13 protein-coding genes and 1 other RNA gene are annotated in these 18117 nt (G+C 33.1%); 8 read left to right on the plus strand and 6 right to left on the minus strand.

All coding sequences use genetic code 11. From position 1 onward, the window contains the following. Window positions 1–24 precede the first annotated feature (24 nt). Window positions 25–1086: a beta propeller repeat protein gene (locus IW18_RS02370; RefSeq protein ID WP_041515990.1), complete on the minus strand. Its 1062-nt coding sequence runs from the start codon at window positions 1084–1086 to the stop codon at window positions 25–27. A gap of 120 nt (window positions 1087–1206) precedes the next feature. Between IW18_RS02370 and IW18_RS02375 the strand changes: the two genes are divergently transcribed. The 3 genes from IW18_RS02375 to IW18_RS02385 all read left to right on the plus strand — a co-directional run bounded on the left by IW18_RS02375 (window position 1207) and on the right by IW18_RS02385 (window position 6009). Continuing rightward, the gene (locus tag IW18_RS02375) at window positions 1207–2526 is read left to right on the plus strand and encodes a hypothetical protein (RefSeq protein ID WP_041515991.1); all 1320 of its coding nucleotides are present in this window, start codon (window positions 1207–1209) and stop codon (window positions 2524–2526) included. A 134-nt stretch (window positions 2527–2660) separates the two neighbouring features. Next, window positions 2661–4634 (plus strand): KUP/HAK/KT family potassium transporter, encoded by a 1974-nt coding sequence (locus tag IW18_RS02380; RefSeq protein WP_041515992.1) that lies wholly within the window; start codon window positions 2661–2663, stop codon window positions 4632–4634. A 145-nt stretch (window positions 4635–4779) separates the two neighbouring features. Then, complete coding sequence (locus tag IW18_RS02385; protein ID WP_041515993.1) at window positions 4780–6009, plus strand: RsmB/NOP family class I SAM-dependent RNA methyltransferase; 1230 nt, start codon at window positions 4780–4782, stop codon at window positions 6007–6009. A gap of 75 nt (window positions 6010–6084) precedes the next feature. On the opposite strand, the gene IW18_RS02390 is transcribed toward IW18_RS02385, so the two are convergent. Together IW18_RS02390 and IW18_RS02395 are read right to left on the minus strand one after the other, a co-directional pair. Further along, window positions 6085–7125 (minus strand): AMP-binding protein, encoded by a 1041-nt coding sequence (locus IW18_RS02390; RefSeq protein WP_041515994.1) that lies wholly within the window; start codon window positions 7123–7125, stop codon window positions 6085–6087. Window positions 7126–7132: 7 nt separating this feature from the next. Further along, window positions 7133–8062: a CPBP family intramembrane glutamic endopeptidase gene (locus tag IW18_RS02395; protein WP_041515995.1), complete on the minus strand. Its 930-nt coding sequence runs from the start codon at window positions 8060–8062 to the stop codon at window positions 7133–7135. Between the two features lie 112 nt (window positions 8063–8174). Between IW18_RS02395 and arsC the strand changes: the two genes are divergently transcribed. The 3 genes from arsC (at window position 8175) to fumC (ending at window position 13170) form a co-directional block, all read left to right on the plus strand. Continuing rightward, a complete protein-coding gene (gene arsC, locus IW18_RS02400) occupies window positions 8175–8519 on the plus strand; it encodes an arsenate reductase (glutaredoxin) (RefSeq protein WP_041515996.1) in 345 nt (114 codons plus the stop codon). Between the two features lie 96 nt (window positions 8520–8615). Beyond that, complete coding sequence (locus IW18_RS02405; protein WP_041515997.1) at window positions 8616–11060, plus strand: outer membrane beta-barrel family protein; 2445 nt, start codon at window positions 8616–8618, stop codon at window positions 11058–11060. Window positions 11061–11784: 724 nt separating this feature from the next. Beyond that, window positions 11785–13170 (plus strand): class II fumarate hydratase, encoded by a 1386-nt coding sequence (fumC, locus tag IW18_RS02415; protein ID WP_041515999.1) that lies wholly within the window; start codon window positions 11785–11787, stop codon window positions 13168–13170. A gap of 145 nt (window positions 13171–13315) precedes the next feature. On the opposite strand, the gene IW18_RS02420 is transcribed toward fumC, so the two are convergent. Further along, complete coding sequence (locus IW18_RS02420; protein ID WP_041516000.1) at window positions 13316–14524, minus strand: NAD(P)-dependent oxidoreductase; 1209 nt, start codon at window positions 14522–14524, stop codon at window positions 13316–13318. Between the two features lie 240 nt (window positions 14525–14764). On the opposite strand from IW18_RS02420, the gene IW18_RS02425 reads away from it, so the two are divergent. After that, a complete protein-coding gene (locus tag IW18_RS02425) occupies window positions 14765–15967 on the plus strand; it encodes a serine hydrolase domain-containing protein (RefSeq protein WP_041516001.1) in 1203 nt (400 codons plus the stop codon). Window positions 15968–16034: 67 nt separating this feature from the next. Further along, window positions 16035–16430, plus strand: a transfer-messenger RNA (tmRNA) gene (gene ssrA, locus IW18_RS22875). Here the strand turns inward: ssrA and IW18_RS23150 are convergent. Then, the gene (locus IW18_RS23150; RefSeq protein ID WP_041516002.1) at window positions 16385–17941 is read right to left on the minus strand and encodes a recombinase family protein; all 1557 of its coding nucleotides are present in this window, start codon (window positions 17939–17941) and stop codon (window positions 16385–16387) included. The two genes, ssrA and IW18_RS23150, sit on opposite strands and share 46 nt — an antisense overlap. Next, a complete protein-coding gene (locus IW18_RS23155) occupies window positions 17925–18089 on the minus strand; it encodes a hypothetical protein (protein WP_160113201.1) in 165 nt (54 codons plus the stop codon). Before IW18_RS23155 ends, IW18_RS23150 begins: the two co-directional genes overlap by 17 nt. Between the last annotated feature and the right edge of the window lie 28 nt (window positions 18090–18117).

Consider the following 18117-nt stretch of genomic DNA (forward strand, 5'->3'; position numbering starts at 1 on the left):
TTTAGGGTTCTTGTTATTTCTAGACTATTTAAATCGAAGTCTGATAACTTTATTGTGACCCGCAGCAATTGCAGTATTTCTATTTACAAAACGAATGGTAAAAAGTTTAGAATCTGTAGATAACTGTGTCCAGTTTTCGCCACCATTTTGAGAATATTGTATTCCTTCAGAACCCACACAAATAATTTCTTTACCATTTCCGCCCGGAACATATTGCACACAAGAGGCGTATCCAAAGCCCATTCCCTGACCTATTAATTCCCAGGTTTTTCCACCATCTTTAGTAAAAGCTTTATTATCTGTTTTTTTATTTGGAAGTTCATAGTCGCCACCAGCAATAAATCCGTGTTTAGCGTCATAAAAATCAGCCGTAAAAATACCGGTCATTGTTTTACCCTGAACTATTGGAGTTTCACATACCTTCCAAGTTTTAGCTTTATCAGGAGAATAAAATACGCGTGCTTTTTTCCCTCCGGAAACTAACCACGTATCATTTCCTTTTATAACAATATTTGTGTTACTTGCCGCAAAAGCCGCTTCACCTTCTGCGTTAGTAGGTAATTTATCCGAAAGTAATTTTGTCCAGGTTTCCCCTCCATCTCGAGTCACAATAATAGAAAACGTATCTTCTGTTGGATCTCCAATTGCGATTCCTTCTTTATCATTCCAAAATTGCATACTATCGTAAAACACTTTCGGGTTAACTTCTTTGTAAACTAATTTTACTTTTTGTGTCTTTTTCGAAACCTGATAAAGTAAAGCTGGATTCGACACACTCAGCAAGAAAATATTGTTTGAATTTTGAGCGATACTTCTAAATTCTAATTTTAAAGTATCGCGATATATATGATCTTCAAATTTCTCTTTTTTATCTAAATCATAATACCCAAAACGAGAATTATCAGCCCCATACCAAATCTTATTTTTATCTACTATAATTGCTCTTATACTAATTTTATCCTGAAACAAAGTATCTATTTGTACTAATGTAAACCAATTGCTAAACATGGCTTTATCGCTATTATTCAGCGTTTTAAAAGACATTAATAAAACAAATGCACCAAAAAACAATATTACTTTTCTCATATAGGTTAAGATTTAATTGTTGCTAAAATACAATTATTTATAACATATAAAATAAGTTTTGTTTCTTTTTCTGGCACAGTAATTGGATATCTCAGAATATCAATCTTAATACGATTTAAAATGAAAACGAAACTAATTTTAATAGCACTAATAACATTAACGATAAGTTCTTGTCAAGCTCAAGCCGGAGCAACTGTATATGCAAAAAATTCAGACATAAGCGATAATTTAGATTTAAGAGCTGTGGCTTCTATTTTTGGTGAATCGGCAAATCTTCAAGATTTTGAAAGACGTTTGAATGATCCAAAATATCAAATATCAAATCTTGATTTAAATGGAGATAACGAAGTTGATTATTTACGTGTAATCGAATCTGTTGAAGACAGAACTCACGTTGTAATTATACAAGCCGTTTTAGATCGTGATGTTTATCAGGATATTGCCACTATAGATGTGGAAAGAAACAATTATAACAAAGTTAGCGTTCAAGTTGTTGGTAACACCTACTTATATGGAGCGAACTATATTTATGAGCCTGTTTACAATGTTGTACCAGTAATCTATAATTCATTCTGGGTTACTAATTACAGACCTTACTATTCAACTTGGGGATGGAATTATTACCCAACTTATTATACTGCTTGGACACCATATCCAGTATACAGATACAGAAACAACATTAACATATGTATCAACGTAAACAATCGTTACAATTATGTAAGCACAAGAAGAAGCTACAGAGCACCAGTTTTATACGAATCCAGACGTACTTATGGTTACGAAACAAGACGCCCTGATTATAGCTTTGCTCAAAGACATTCGAATGTAACAAATAGATATGATTTAGATCAAAGACGTGTTGCAACTAGAGAAACCAGTAGAAATCAAAATTCTTACAACACAAACAGATCTTACAATACACATAGAACTAATTCGGAAAGAGTTTCAAGTGGCGATTACAGAACTTCAAACAGAAATTACTCTGAAAACAGATCTAGTAGTGATAGAAACTATAATAATAATAATAATAATAATCGTGTAAGTTCAACAAATAGAGACAATTCAACTTCTGTAAGCACACCTGTAAGAGTTGACAATTCTACGAGAACAGATAATAGAAGAAATTACAACGAAAATAACACTAATTCTTCAAGAAGAAATTATGACAACAGAGTAAATACAAATAGAACTGCTTCAACTCAACAAACTGAAGTTCCAAGAAACAACTCTGAGAACAGAACAAATTCAGGAAGAACATATTCAAACACTCCAAGCCAGCGAACAGAAGCTCCTAGAAATTATTCTGAGAATAGAGGTAGTTCAGCAAGATCTGAAAACACACAACGTTCTGAATCGCCAAGAGCTAGTCAAGAGTCAAGAAGTAGTCAACCACAAAGAGAAAGTGGTTCTAATTCAAGAAGCAACGGTAGAAGAGGTTAATATTAAAAATACATTTCAACATAAATATAAAAAGCACAATTTAACGATTGTGCTTTTTTTTATCTTTTTAATTATAATTGATGCTAATTTGTTTTAAAACAGTAAATTTGCAACCGTCTTTTATAAAAACATACATGAGCGCATCGCATAAAAACTTACATAGTAAGTTGTCTATAGGGGGTTTATTGATAACATTAGGAATTATATATGGAGATATTGGAACTTCTCCACTGTATGTAATGAAAGCCATTCTTGGCGATTATGCAATTAATTCTGATATTGTTTTAGGCGGAATTTCTTGTGTTTTCTGGACATTGACTTTACAGACTACAATAAAATATGTACTTATCACTTTAAGTGCAGACAACCACGGAGAAGGTGGAATCTTCGCTTTGTACGCCTTAGTTAAAAAAACAAAGATTCAGTGGCTCATTGTGCCCGCCATAATTGGAGGAAGTGCCCTGCTCGCAGACGGCATCATAACCCCTCCTATCTCGATTTCTTCTGCTGTTGAAGGTATTAGAGCTTTTTACCCAACAATGGAAACTCAAACAATAGTTTATATTGTTATTGGTATTTTATTTGTTTTGTTTACTATTCAGCAATTTGGTACTAAGCTAGTTGGTAAGTTTTTTGCCCCAATGATGCTTATATGGTTTGCCATGTTAGGAACGTTGGGAACTATCCAAATCATTAGCCATCCGGAGGTTATTAAAGCAATAAATCCTTATTACGCTTATCATTTACTTTCTATACACCCTGATGGTTTTTTTGTACTAGGTTTTGTATTTTTATGTACTACCGGAGCCGAAGCTTTGTACTCTGACATGGGGCACTGCGGAAGAAAAAACATTAGAATTAGCTGGATGTTTGTAAAAACAACTTTAGTATTAAACTATTTTGGTCAAGCTGCATATTTAATTCACCATGAAGGAAGCACTTTACAACAATTAGGTGGAGAAAACGGAAATCCTTTCTATCTCATTATGCCACATTGGTTTCTTCCGTTTGGAATTGTAGTTGCAACTTTAGCAGCAGTAATTGCTTCTCAAGCTCTTATTAGTGGTTCATTCACTTTGATAAACGAGGCAATGAGATTAAATTTCTGGCCAAAAGTAAAAATTAAATATCCTACAGAAGTAAAAGGACAATTGTACATTCCGTCAATTAACTGGTTGTTATTTTTTGGTTGTGTTGGAATCGTTTTACACTTCGAAAAATCAGGAAATATGGAGCATGCCTACGGTCTTGCTATCATTCTATGTATGATTATGACTACTATTTTACTTAATTATTATTTAATAATGAAGAGAGTAAAACTGTACTTAATGGTTCCACTTATCACTATTTATTTATTAATTGAGTTCAGTTTCTTAATTGCTAATATCACAAAATTTGCGGAGGGAGGTTACGTAACGTTAATTATTGCAATGGCACTAATTTCGATTATGACGATATGGTATTTGGCTAAGAAAATTAATAAGAACTACACTAAAATTGTCAAAATTGACGATTATAAAAAGGTGTTAATGGAATTAAGTGAGGACTTATCGATCCCTAAATACGCAACTCACTTAGTTTATATGACGAATGCTAATCGTGTTGACGAATTGGAGGAAAAAGTAATCTACTCTATTTTACAAAAACGTCCAAAAAGAGCCGACATTTATTGGTTTGTTCACGTTAACATTTTGACTGAGCCTTATAAAACTCAATATAAAGTTACTGAAATTGCCAAAGATGATATTTATAGAATCGATTTTAATTTAGGATTTAGAGAACCTACAAAAATCAATTTAATGTTTAGAGAAGTAATTCGTGACATGGTGAAACGCGGAGAAGTTGATATTACAAGCCGCTATGAATCATTGAACAAAAACAATATCATTGGAGACTTTAAATTTGTATTGTCTGAAAAATTCCTTTCGAATGACAATGATTTAAGATGGCATGAAAATATTATTATGAACTCTTATTTCTTCATCAAAAAATTAAGTTTATCTGAAGAAAGAGCATTTGGTTTAGATAGTAGTTCTGTAAAAGTAGAAAAATTCCCAATGGTGCTTCATGCTCCAGAGAACATCGGACTGACCAGAATTATAAAATAAATCAATATAAAATACAATCAGAAAAACACTCTTTTAAACTTTATTAGAGTGTTTTTTTTCTTTTAAAAGAAGTTAAAATAACAATACTAATTAAAAATTTAACTTTCAATCAATTAATAGTACCTTTGCAACTCAAATATTTAAAATGAGATTACACAGAAATTTAGTTTATACTACCATAGATTCATTAAATGCAATTTTCAACGAAGGAGAATATGCAGACAAAGTGGTAGCTAGAGCCTTAAAAAAAGACAAACGTTGGGGAAGTTCTGACAGGAAGTTTGTTGCTGAAACGATATACGAAATTGTTCGTTGGAAACGATTATACGCAGAAATTGCCGAAGTAAAAGAACCTTTCGATAGAGATAATTTATGGAGAATGTTCGCTGTTTGGGCAGTTTTAAGAGGGTATCCAATTCCGGATTGGAGACAATTGGAAGGAACTCCTGAAAGAAAAATCAAAGGACGTTTTGATGAACTTTCGAAAGTTAGAGCGCTTAAAGAATCTATTCCGGACTGGATGGATGAATTGGGTGTAAAAGAATTAGGAGAAACAGTTTGGGCTAAAGAAATTACAGCTCAAAACCAACCTGCAAAAGTTATTTTAAGAACAAATACGCTTAAAGGAACTAAAGAAAACCTGAGAAACACGTTGATGGATTTGAATATTGAAACAGAATATTTAAAAGATCAACCGGAAGCTTTAGTTTTAAAAGAAAGAGCAAATGTATTTTTGACAGACGCTTTTAAACAAGGACTTTTTGAAGTTCAGGATGCCAACTCGCAATTAGTAGCTGGTTTTCTTGATGTAAAACCTGGAATGCGTGTGGTTGACACTTGCGCAGGAGCTGGAGGAAAAACATTGCACATTGCTTCTTTAATGGAAAACAAAGGACAATTGATCGCAATGGATTTGTACGAAAGCAAATTGAAGCAATTAAAATTAAGAGCCAAAAGAAATGGCGCCTTTAATATTGAATACCGCATTATTGACACTACAAAAGTGATCAAGAAACTACATGAAAAAGCAGATCGTGTTTTAATCGATGCGCCTTGTAGCGGTTTGGGAGTTTTAAAAAGAAATCCTGATGCTAAATGGAAATTAAAACCTGAATTTATTGATAACATTCGTAAAGTTCAGGCAGAAGTTCTAGAAAGCTATTCTAAAATTGTAAAACCGGGCGGAAAATTAGTTTACGCAACTTGTTCTGTATTACCATCAGAAAATCAAGAACAAGTTGAAAAGTTCTTAAAAACTGAAATTGGAAAACAATTCACTTTTATTAAAGATCGTAAAATATTGGCTTCAGAATCTGGTTTCGACGGATTTTATATGGCATTATTGGAACGTAAAGATGCTGTTATTAAAGAGTAATTAATTCCATATATTTAAAATCCCAAATTCTAACTTTATAATTGGAATTTGGGATTTTTTATTTATTTGAATTTCTTAAACCAAACTTGGTTTGCGCAATAACTTTCCGTTTTCATTCTCTTTGAATTTTGGAACAAAAACAATTTCTTTTGGTTTTTCATATTTCCCTAAAACATCAAAAAAGTCTGGAGCAAAATCTTGTTTTTCGCCCTCAATAACCAAAATTAATTTTTCGCCTAAAACAGAATCGTGAACTCCGGTTACAAAAAACCTATTACTTATTTTATCGACCAATTTAGCCTCTATTTGCTCTGGAATTAACTTTACTCCACCACTATTTACAACATTATCGATCCTTCCTAAAAAAACAAATTGATTCTCATCTATCAACTCAACCAAGTCATTTGTAACTATAGGCTCATCAGAAATAGACGAAACATAAATTACCAGACAATCACGATCGTCTTTTGCAATTTTCACGTTCGGCAAAACCGAAAAGGCCTTCTCACCCACTCGTTTTGCAGCGATATGCGTAATAGTTTCCGTCATACCATAAGTTTCGTATATTTCAGTTTTCAACGGTAATAACTTCTCTTCTAGCGCACTATCAATTTTAGCTCCACCAATAATTAGTTTCTTAACGTTTTTTAATTTATCAATAGAATTTTGAACTTGTAAAGGTACCATTGCTACAAAATCATATTGGGTTTTATTCAAAGCCAATGGTTCTGTACTTGGCGAAACCACATCAATATCAAGACCTAAAATTAAACTTCTTACCAACATCATTTTTCCCGCAATAAACTGCGTTGGTAAACAAAGTAAAGCCTTATCCCCAGGTTGCAATCCAAAAAAATCACCTGTCGCCAAAGCCGACTGAATCATTGCTTGTTTTTCTAATCGTACCAATTTTGGAAGCCCAGTGGTTCCAGAAGTTGTCATTTCGATATACTCCTTATCATCAAACCAATCCAATAAAAACTCTCCTATTGCTTGTTCGTAAATATCCCCCTCTTTAATGAAGCTATACCCTACGCGACACAAGTCTTTTCCGTTTAAATGATAACCATTTAATTTAAAATAATTATGGACATTTTTGTGTGTTAATTTTGACATGACTATATTAATTTGAAGATTTTATACTTTTTATATTCCCTGTTAATCGCTCTTTCCAATTCGTCCAATTGTACTTTTTGCTAAAAATAAAAATCAAAATAGGATAAACAACTACAACCGGCAAAATTACATCGAAACCTGCTGATGGCTCTGACAGATCTTTAAAAATTGAATGAGTTTGAAAAACTGTCCAATCTGATGTAACTAATAATGCCCCAACTAAATTATTGGCAGCATGAAAACCCAAGGCCAGCTCCATTCCTTCATCCATAAGCGTAATTATACCCAAAAACAAACCTGTGCCTATATAATAGATCATTATAATATTCCCCATTTTAGTTACTTCTGGATTAAACCAGTGCATAGAACCAAAAATTAGCGAAGTCATTAAAAGTGGAAACCATTTATTTCTTGCTAAGTTAGCAAATCCCTGCATTAGATATCCTCTAAAAACATATTCTTCTGTAGTGGTTTGTATTGGAATTAAAACTGATCCTATTACCACCAAAATCAAAAACGGAACTAATTTAAAATTCCAGACAAAATTTTCGGGCGCATTAAAATAGAGAAACGAGAAACTTAAAATCGAAAAAAACGACCATAAAAGAAACGAAAACAAAATCCGATTCCAATCTACTTTTTCTCTCGAAGTGGTAATCGATAATAATGTTTGATGGTGCAAATATTTTACAACAAACCAAATTCCCGCAAATGCAAAAACAAAAGACGCCATGACCAAAAATAAAGTAACATTTGGATCAAAAATCTTAAACGCAGAATCATTATCAGTAGGAAAAGCTCCTTCGCCATTATAATTAAAATAAACCGCCAACGAAAAGGGAATCTGACCAATAAATGAAGCTGTAATGATAAAAATTGACCCTATAAGGTATTTCCAAAAACTATTTTCAGGTTTAATTCCTTGTTCTAAAAACATATTATAATAATTTAAAAATGAGAATTCGATTTGATAAGTAAATCATACTTTTGCTCTTGCTAAAATACCGATTTTTAACTCAATTGTCTTACAACCCATTAAATATAACAAAATGATTCAAATTTACCATAATCCACGTTGCGGAAAATCAAGAACTTGTTTGGCTTTTCTTGACAACTCAAAACAAGACTACGAGATCATTCCATATCTTACTGAAACTCCAACTCACAATGAACTAAAGAGTTTACTTAAAAAATTAGATCTAAAGCCACTTCAATTAGTAAGAACTAAAGAAAAAATCTGGATCGAAAATTTTAAAGCAAAAACGTTAAGCGACGACGAAATTATTCAGGCAATGGTCGAAAATCCAATTTTAATCGAGCGCCCAATTGTTGTAAAAGACGGAAAAGCAATTATTGGCAGAGATATCGATTTGGTTGCTGCCTTTTTAGACTGATTATAAAATATTACATTAACATTATTTTATGATTTTCCTCTTTAAACCAAAGGCTACATTTGTCGTCTAAAGAGTAATTGAAACCAAAAAAAAACAATGAAAAAAATCAAATTTGCTGTACTACTTGTATTTTTCCTTACAAGTTTTTACAACTATGCCCAACAAGCGCCTCCTTCTAAAAACAAGGTAAAAGTTACTGGTAAAGTTTTTGAAAAAGTAACAAAACAACCACTTGAATATGCAACCATATCAATCACAGCTTTAAATGACACCAAAGTTATTGCTGGAGGAATCACCAACCCTAAAGGTGAATTTGATATAGCTGTTGCTCCGGGCACTTACGACATAAAAGTGGAATTTATTTCGTTTAAACCAACATTTATTAAAGCAAAAAATATTCAGGGCGATACTAATTTAGGTGTTGTAAATTTATCTGAAGATGCAGCGCAGTTAAATGAAGTTGTTGTTCGCGCCGAAAAATCAACAGTCGAAATAAAATTAGATAAAAAAGTATACAATGTTGGTCAGGATATGATGGTAAAAGGCGGAACTGTAAGTGACGTTCTGGACAATGTACCATCAGTTTCTGTTGATACCGAAGGTAACGTAAGTTTAAGAGGAAGTGACAACATCAGAATATTAATCGACGGACGACCATCAAACGCTATAAATGTTGCCGAAGCTTTACGTCAGCTTCCGGCAGATGCTATTGACAAAGTTGAAGTTATTACAAACCCCTCAGCACGTTATGACGCTGAAGGTGGATCAGGAATTATTAATATTATCCTTAAAAAAGGAAAAAATCAAGGTTTAAACGGAACTTTTATTGCTTCTACGGGACTTCCAGAAACATACGGTTTAAGTGCAAACTTAAATTACAAAACAGAGAAATTGAACTACTTTACAACTGCAGGATACAACCACAGAACAAGTGAAGGTGGAGGTTTAACCAACTCTCAGTATTTTAATCCAGACGGAACAATAAAAAGCTACCTTGACGAAGATCGTGACACTAAAAGAACTTCTGACGGATTTAACGGAAGAGCTGGTATCGAATGGACGGTTGCTCCAAATACTTTCTGGACAAACGCCATCAATTATCAAAAAAGCAGTGGCGACACAAGAGACTTAATCAACTATACAAATTTTGATGCTGGTCACAATTTCACAGGTACATCTTACCGTTTAAACAATGGTGATACTGGAAGCGAGAATGTAGAATATACTTCGAATTTAATTAAAAACTTTAACGATAAAGGTCATAAATTAACTGCCGATTTATCTGTTTCAAGAAACAGCGACGATAGCAATAGCCTTATCACAGGTTCAGACAATTTCAATAACACTCTAAACGATCAGGTTCAGAAACAAGTACAAGTACAAGCCGATTATGTTTTACCATTAGGTAAAGGAAGTCAGTTTGAAGCCGGATATAAAGGAAGTTTTGGAGATTTAAACAATGAATATTATGTTCTTGATGATCAAGGAGCAGCAATTCCAAGTTTATCAAATACTTTAGAATACAAAGAGAACATCAATGCATTGTACACGCAGTATGGTCTTAAAGTAAACAAATTCTCTTATTTATTTGGTTTACGCTGGGAAGACACAAACATTCATGTAAATCTTTTAGAAACAAATGATTTCAATACTAAAAAGTATAACAACTTGTTTCCAAGCGCCTTTATAAGTTACGAAATATCAGATCAGAGCAATTTTACAGCAAGTTACAGTAAGCGTTTATCCAGACCAAGAGGACGTTTCATGAACCCTGCAACAAATTACTCTAGTAATATTAATATTTTTCAAGGAAATCCAGATCTAGATCCATCTTTAACAGACAAATATGATATTGGATACATTAAACGCTGGGACAAAGTAACCTTTAATACTTCTGCTTATTTTGAAGACACTAAAGACGTTTTCAGCTTCGTAAGATCTCCAACAGGAGAAACTGTAAACGGAATTCCAGTTATTTTAAGCCGCCCTATTAATTTAGGTAAAGAGCAAAAATTTGGTTTTGAATTTACCTTAAACTACACTCCATTTAAATGGTGGAAAGTAAACAGTAACTTCAACCTTTACAACGTAAAAACTACTGGAGAAAACAGTTATACTGATGCAAACGGAGATTTAGTAGTACAAAATCTAGATAATCAAGCAAATTCATGGTTTGCAAGAATCAATTCAAAACTAACTTTACCATACAAAATAGACTGGCAATTAACAGCCATGTATAATGGAGAACAAAAAACGGCACAAGGTAAAAACCTAGGTCAGTTTGGTATGAATACAGCATTTAGTAAAGATGTTCTAAAAGACAAAGCAACAATTGCGTTCAATATTAGCGATGTTTTCAATTCAAGAATCATGAGATCTTATACTTATCTTGAAAACCAAACCTCTTATGGTGAAATGCAATTCCGTAAGCGCCAATTCAATCTATCGTTCACTTACCGTTTTAACAAACCAAAAAGCGAGAGAGATAAAAACGCAGCACCTAAAAATGAAGGTGACGGCGGTGGAGATTTTCCAGGATAAAACGCTTTAAAATTTCAATAAAAAAATTCCAAATTCCAATTAGCAACCGTTAATTGGAATTTGGATTTTTTTATTTGGAATTTAATTTAACATAGGCATAAAAAAAAGGACTCGTAAAAACGGGTCCTTTTTTTATGAAATCAATCTAAAATTAAATTGATTGTTCTTGTTTCTTCTTTGCTCTTTTCTCTTTGATCATTTCCCAGCTTGCTCCCGTTACCCAATAAGATACGAAACCAACTAAGAAAAACATCAACCAAAACCCTATAGTTAGTATGGTCAAGAAAAGTAAAAAACCTAAGTACTGTGAAAATTCAAACATGTTTTCCGGAATTTTTGAATGTAAGGACAAATGTAGGTTTTATATTTTTCCTTAGCAATTAAATCCAAATCAATTTTTATAAAAACACAATTATCCGTATATTTAAACTCATTTTAAATAAGGATTTTTTTCAATTATTATTTAACTATCTAAATCAGAAGAATATGAATGTTTTCAGGAGCTATTTCCCGCTATCCGTTACAATCTTTTATGTCCGCCGAGGCAGGACATAAAAGGATTTTCACTTCTATCGGGGCTAGGCATTCATTTTCAAGATAAATTTTACAAACATCAAAATAAAGAATCCGTTTTAATTAGCGTTTTTACGAAGTAAATCAGCGTCATGCGTTCCATTTACCACAACGTTTCACATTTTACAAATAACTTTTTACATACAACATAATGAAATATAGAATAGAAAAAGACACAATGGGCGAAGTGCAAGTCCCAGCCGATAAATATTGGGGAGCACAAACAGAACGCTCTAGAAATAATTTCAAAATTGGAGCTTCGGCATCGATGCCACAAGAAATCATTGAAGGGTTTGCTTATCTAAAAAAAGCAGCTGCATATGCTAATTATGATTTAGGTGTTCTACCAATAGAAAAACGAGATGCAATCGCAGCCGTTTGCGACGAAATTTTAGACAGAAAACTAGACGACCAATTTCCGCTGGTGATATGGCAAACAGGATCAGGAACGCAAAGCAACATGAATGTAAACGAAGTAATTGCAAATCGCGCTCAAGTATTGAAAGGATTTAATATTGGCGAAGGCGAGCAATTTATAAAAGCAAATGATGATGTAAACAAATCACAATCATCAAATGATACTTTTCCAACCGGTATGCACATAGCTGCATACAAAATGATTGTAGAAACTACAATTCCCGGTGTCGAAAAACTACACGCTACTTTAGCTGCAAAAGCAAAAGAATTTGCAGCTGTTGTCAAAATTGGACGTACGCATCTTATGGATGCAACTCCCCTAACATTAGGGCAAGAAATTTCTGGATATGCCGCCCAATTGTCTTTTGGGTTAAAAGCATTAAAAAATACTTTAGCACATTTATCTGAAATCGCTTTAGGCGGAACTGCTGTTGGAACTGGATTGAATACTCCAAAAGGTTACGACGTAAAAGTAGCCGAATATATTGCAAAATTTACCAATCATCCTTTTGTAACTGCCGAAAACAAATTTGAAGCTTTGGCAGCGCACGATGCTATTGTTGAAACTCACGGGGCTTTAAAACAATTGGCCGTTTCTCTAAACAAAGTAGCCAACGATATTAGAATGTTAGCTTCTGGACCACGATCAGGAATTGGAGAAATTCATATTCCAGAGAATGAACCGGGATCATCTATCATGCCTGGAAAAGTAAATCCAACGCAATGCGAAGCGTTAACAATGGTTTGCGCACAAGTAATAGGTAACGACATGGCGATTGCAGTTGGCGGCATGCAAGGACATTATGAATTAAATGTATTCAAACCTGTTATGGCAGCCAATTTTTTACAATCGGCACGATTAATAGGTGACGCTTGTATTTCATTTGATGAACATTGCGCACAAGGAATCGAACCCAACTATAAACGAATTAAAGAATTAGTAGATAATTCATTAATGCTAGTAACTGCTTTAAACACCAAAATAGGATACTATAAAGCTGCTGAAATTGCACAAACAGCTCATAAAAACGGAACTACCCTTAAAGACGAAGCTGTTCGTTTAGGCTACGTAACTCCAGAAGATTTTGATGCTTGGGTAAAACCAGAAGAAATGGTTTAAATTAATTATAAATGGTTAATTGTGAATTATTAATTAATCAAGGCAGTAAATAAATGCTTTATTACTGGCGTAAATACAAAAGAGCTTTCTAGAATTTAGAAAGCTCTTTTTTTATAAATCTTGCAATTGAAAAACAATTTACATTTTACAATTCACAATTATCAACATAATCTTGCAGATAGCTAAATCTTTCGGTTAGTTTTCCTTTTTCGGTGATTTTTGCACGTTTTAAAATTCCGTCCTTATCTCCATTAAAGAAAGCAGGGATTACATGTTCCATAAATTGTTCTCCAAAACCTTCACTGGCATCTTTTGGTAATTCGCAAGGTAAATTATCAACCGCCATTACCACAACAGCAGCAGGATGAAAAACATCAACTTCTTTATCTTCTAAAGGAAAATAGCCATACAAAGGTTCTGCAATAGTCGAAGAACGCAAAGTACAAGCAATTGGTCCTTTTACATCGCATGAAATATCTGCCACAACTTTTAACTTGCAGTCGCTTGCATTCAACATCTCTCGAGTTAAAATCATAGGAGCACCATTAGCATAAAAATGTCCGGCAAAATAAATATCTGTTACTTTGGTGAATTTTTCAAAATCAGAAACATACTCTTCCGGATGTGCTACAAAATCTGTAAAATCCAGAGACTGATCATCAATACGTTTGTTGTATTCTAAAACATCCAACTGCACATAAACAGCTTGCGCATATTTTTTAGTCAAATAATTATCAACAGTAATTTCTTTTATTTTAATGGCATCTAAAATTTCCTTAGCCCCCATGCCAACCTTTCCGGTTCCGGTTATTACAAACTTTAAAGCTGGCATTGTAATACGTTTCAAATGCATAATTAATGCATCTCTACCAGATAAAGTTTCGGCTTTTGGCAATTTAAATAATTCGAATTTTATTCCAAAAGCTCGAATACCGTTATAAACACCAACCATTCCGGCATATCTTCCAAAACCAATCAAACGACGATTATGAGCATCAACAATTGTTTCATGGTCGTACAAATCGATATTCTTTTCTAAAATCGCCTGCAATAACTTTCTATTATAAGGCTGCTTCTTTATAGTATGCGAAAAAAAGAAATAGGCTTTATTTGGAATTAAATTTTCGACAGGAACTTCTTTTACACCAAATAAAACATCACAATCAGAAACATCATCTGTTACGGTAATGCCCATGCTTTGATATTGCACATCCGAAAAAATCCTAATATCTGAACTTTCCACTTCGACAATAGCATCATGATAAAGTTGCTTGAGTCTTGTAAGCTCATTAGGAGCAAAAACAACTCTACGATCTGGCGGGGTTTTTCTTTCTTTTATGATTCCAAATTTCATTTAAACAGGTTTAAAGTATTTATTAATATAACTTTTTACTTATTATTTGTTTCAAATATAACAAATTTAGTTAAAGTTTTGTTGTTGAATTACAATTTTAAATGCGTGAAAAACGTTAAAACCTGACTAGCAAACGACTAATTAAACAAAATCTTAATTTTTTGTTAAAACAAGCGCTTAGGCAAACAAAAAACGGCGAAACATAAATATTGAATTCTATATATTTGTTTTTAAAGAATGATGAAAATGAGTTTCCTTAAAAAGACAAAGATAGCACAAATACTTCTCCTAATTTTAGTTTTAAGTTCATGTGGAAAAGATAAAAAAACGAGTACTGACACTACTTCAACGATAGAGGATACCTTACCAAAGATGAAGCCGTTAGGTCCGGAAAAAAGACTTACACAAGCCTACTTAAACTCAGTTACGGGAAGAATAAACCATTTTTATAATAAAAACTGGCCCAACAATACCATGAATGGAGGTTTTTTGGTAGCTAGAAATGGTCAAATCATTTTTGAAAGATACAATGGATATGCTAACAAAAATGAAGAGACAAAGATCACAGCAGACACTCCTCTTCATATTGCATCTGTAAGTAAAGTCTTGACAGCAACAGCGGTCTTAAAATTAGTTAACGCAAACAAACTTGATTTAGATCAAAAAGTAAATACAATTTTAAAAACATTTCCTTATCCTGATTGTACGGTAAGAATGTTGCTAAGTCACAGAAGTGGAATGCGAAATTATGCTTATTTTACAGATCGTGATAAATCGGTTTGGGACAGACATGATCAATTAACAAACAAAGATATTTTGAATATCCTTGCGACAAAAGACATTGGGTTAGAATCAAAAACCGGAACACGCTTTAGTTATTGCAATACCAACTATGCAATGTTGGCTCTAATTATTGAAAAGATAACAGGACTTACCTACAAGGAGGCCATGACTCAAATGATTTTTAAACCTTTGGGAATGACGAATACTTTTGTTTTTGACAACGAAAAAGACAGAAAAAAAATTGTTCCATCCTATAAAGGTAATGGTGTAGAAATTGGTTTTGATTATCTGGATTGTGTTTATGGTGATAAAAACATCTACTCAACTCCGCGTGATTTATTAAAATTTGATCGCGCCAGAAATGCTCCGGACTTTTTGAAACCTGCACTTCTAAAAGAAGTTTACACAGGATATAGTAACGAACGTAAAGGTGAAAAAAATTACGGTTTAGGTATTCGAATGATCAATTGGGATTCCGGACAAAACTTTTACTTTCATAACGGTTGGTGGCATGGTAATACCTCATCTTATATTCCGTTAATGAAAGAGCACGTTACTATTATTGCATTATCAAATAAAATGACAAGAAACACCTATGCGGTTCGTAAATTGGCTCCAATATTTGGTGATTATCCTTTTAATTTTAAAGATGAAGAATAATATTATTTTTCTCTAAAATTTATTACAAAACTAACTTCAAATAGTATAAATTTGCAAACTCATTTTTGGGGTCGACTGGTTTTGACAGCAAGTCGAATTGAAAAGTAAGCACGTCGAGCATTGAGACCTTGCTCGTAAATATAAGATCTTACAATTTTACACGGCGAAAATAACTACGCTTTAGCTGCATAATCTGAATTATAGTAAGATTAGCCACGTCCCTATCAGATAGGGAAGCTGGATTCTCCTTGAAAGCCTTGGTTTGTGGCGGTCAGTACAGGGGAACCGTAAAAATAAACCTAGATTTCCATGAGCTTCGGGTGGAGATCGAAATTAAGAAGATAAGTGTTGAGTGGTTGTTCCTGACCTAGCTCAACATCGAAAATCCAATCAGGAAATAAACGTGTAGAAAGCTCTTTAGTTGCTTGTTTGGACCCGAGTTCGATTCTCGGCGACTCCACTGAACGGGATGATTGCTAAATCATCCCGTTTTTTTTCATAAATCAAGCATCCTTTTTCCTTCATTAATGCGGTGTTATGAGTAAAAACACTTCTCATTGTAGGTGTTCGATAAATGCCTTCTTGATAGTACAAATTGCTATCGAACACCATATTTATAAAATCTCTTTTCTGCAAAGTATTTGATTTATTGTAGACATAATGCATATCAGTAAGTAAATTTAAATTATTTTCCAAAATTAAAAATACATTACTTTGATCTGTATTAAGTCTTTCAATGGTCTGTTTCAAATTTTGTATAGTACCATTGTAAGTTGCATACCATCTATCATAAGTTTCTTTTGCAATTTCATTTTTAATCCACTTTTCTTCAACTGAGAACATTTTTTCCTGTACACTTTCTAATTCAAGTTTTTTTTCTTGAACTCTTTGTTTATTAGCGTTCATTTCTACTTCAATAGAATTATTGCAACCATCTTTTATTTCACGAATCCTCTTTTCGGGCAAACTCATTAACTCGCATACATTCTGAAATTGATTGTGAGCCTTTATTGCACTTATATTATTGTGTTTAGAAGAATTACATTTATAGTAATAAAAATATTTCCCAGATTTTCCACGAGATGGCGCTCCTGTTAATGGCACACCACAATGACATTTTAATAATCCACGTAGTGGAATATTTTCATCAATTATTGTCCTTGTTTTTTCTGGCTTTTTCATTTTGCTTTGCACCATTTGCCATGTACTCATATCAATAATAGCTTCATGAATTGCAGGAAAAAGACCACCAGGATATTCTTTATACGCTTGAACATTTAACATACCAGCATAAACAGGATTACTGAGGACTCTTTCAATAGCTGTATTACCTTTCTTTTTAAATCCAAGTTCATTCGCGTTTTTTTTGATAAGATATAATGGAACGTCCAGTAAATAAGAATCATAAATAAATTTTACAATTTTAGCCTCTGACTCATTAATTATCAATCTGCGATCTTTTCTTTCCCCCTCTTTAATATATCCAAATGGAGCACTCGTTGCTATATATCTACCTTCCTTCGCTCTAGCTGTATAAAGCCCTCCTCTTATTTTTATGCTTCTATTGATATTATCTTCCTCAGCCAATAATAGTTGTAAACCAGCCCTAAAAAAACTACCAGGTGTATCGTAATCAAATGTAATCCCTTCAGTTACACTGACCACTTGAATACTATATCTTTTCTGAAGCATTTTTACCATATTCATTGCTTCTCCTGCGTCACGACTAAACCTGTCTAGTTGATCTACTAAAAGATAATCTACATTTTTATAATACTTCACAATGAAAGCTTGTAATTTTATAAAATCAGGACGGTCAAAAGTTTTAGCGCTTTTCCCTCTATCAATAAAGGAATCCACCAGTTCTACTTTATTAAATTGTAACCACTGATCGGTATACATTTCCTGACGTTCTATTGAACCGTTACTTTGTCCTAACTGACTAAATCGTAAATATCTAATTGCCCTTTTCATAATATTCCTTTAAAGTAGATGAAACAATTATTTCAATGATTAAATTTACTAACTTTTGTTCTCGTTCCTGTTCAAGAACTTCAAAAGTTTCAAAAATTATTTCATCTACATCAGGCCCTTTCAATTTCTCATTTTCATTATCCATCATACACCTCCTTACTTTTGATAGCAAAAGC

This window comes from Flavobacterium hibernum (assembly GCF_000832125.1).
Taxonomy (GTDB): domain Bacteria; phylum Bacteroidota; class Bacteroidia; order Flavobacteriales; family Flavobacteriaceae; genus Flavobacterium; species Flavobacterium hibernum.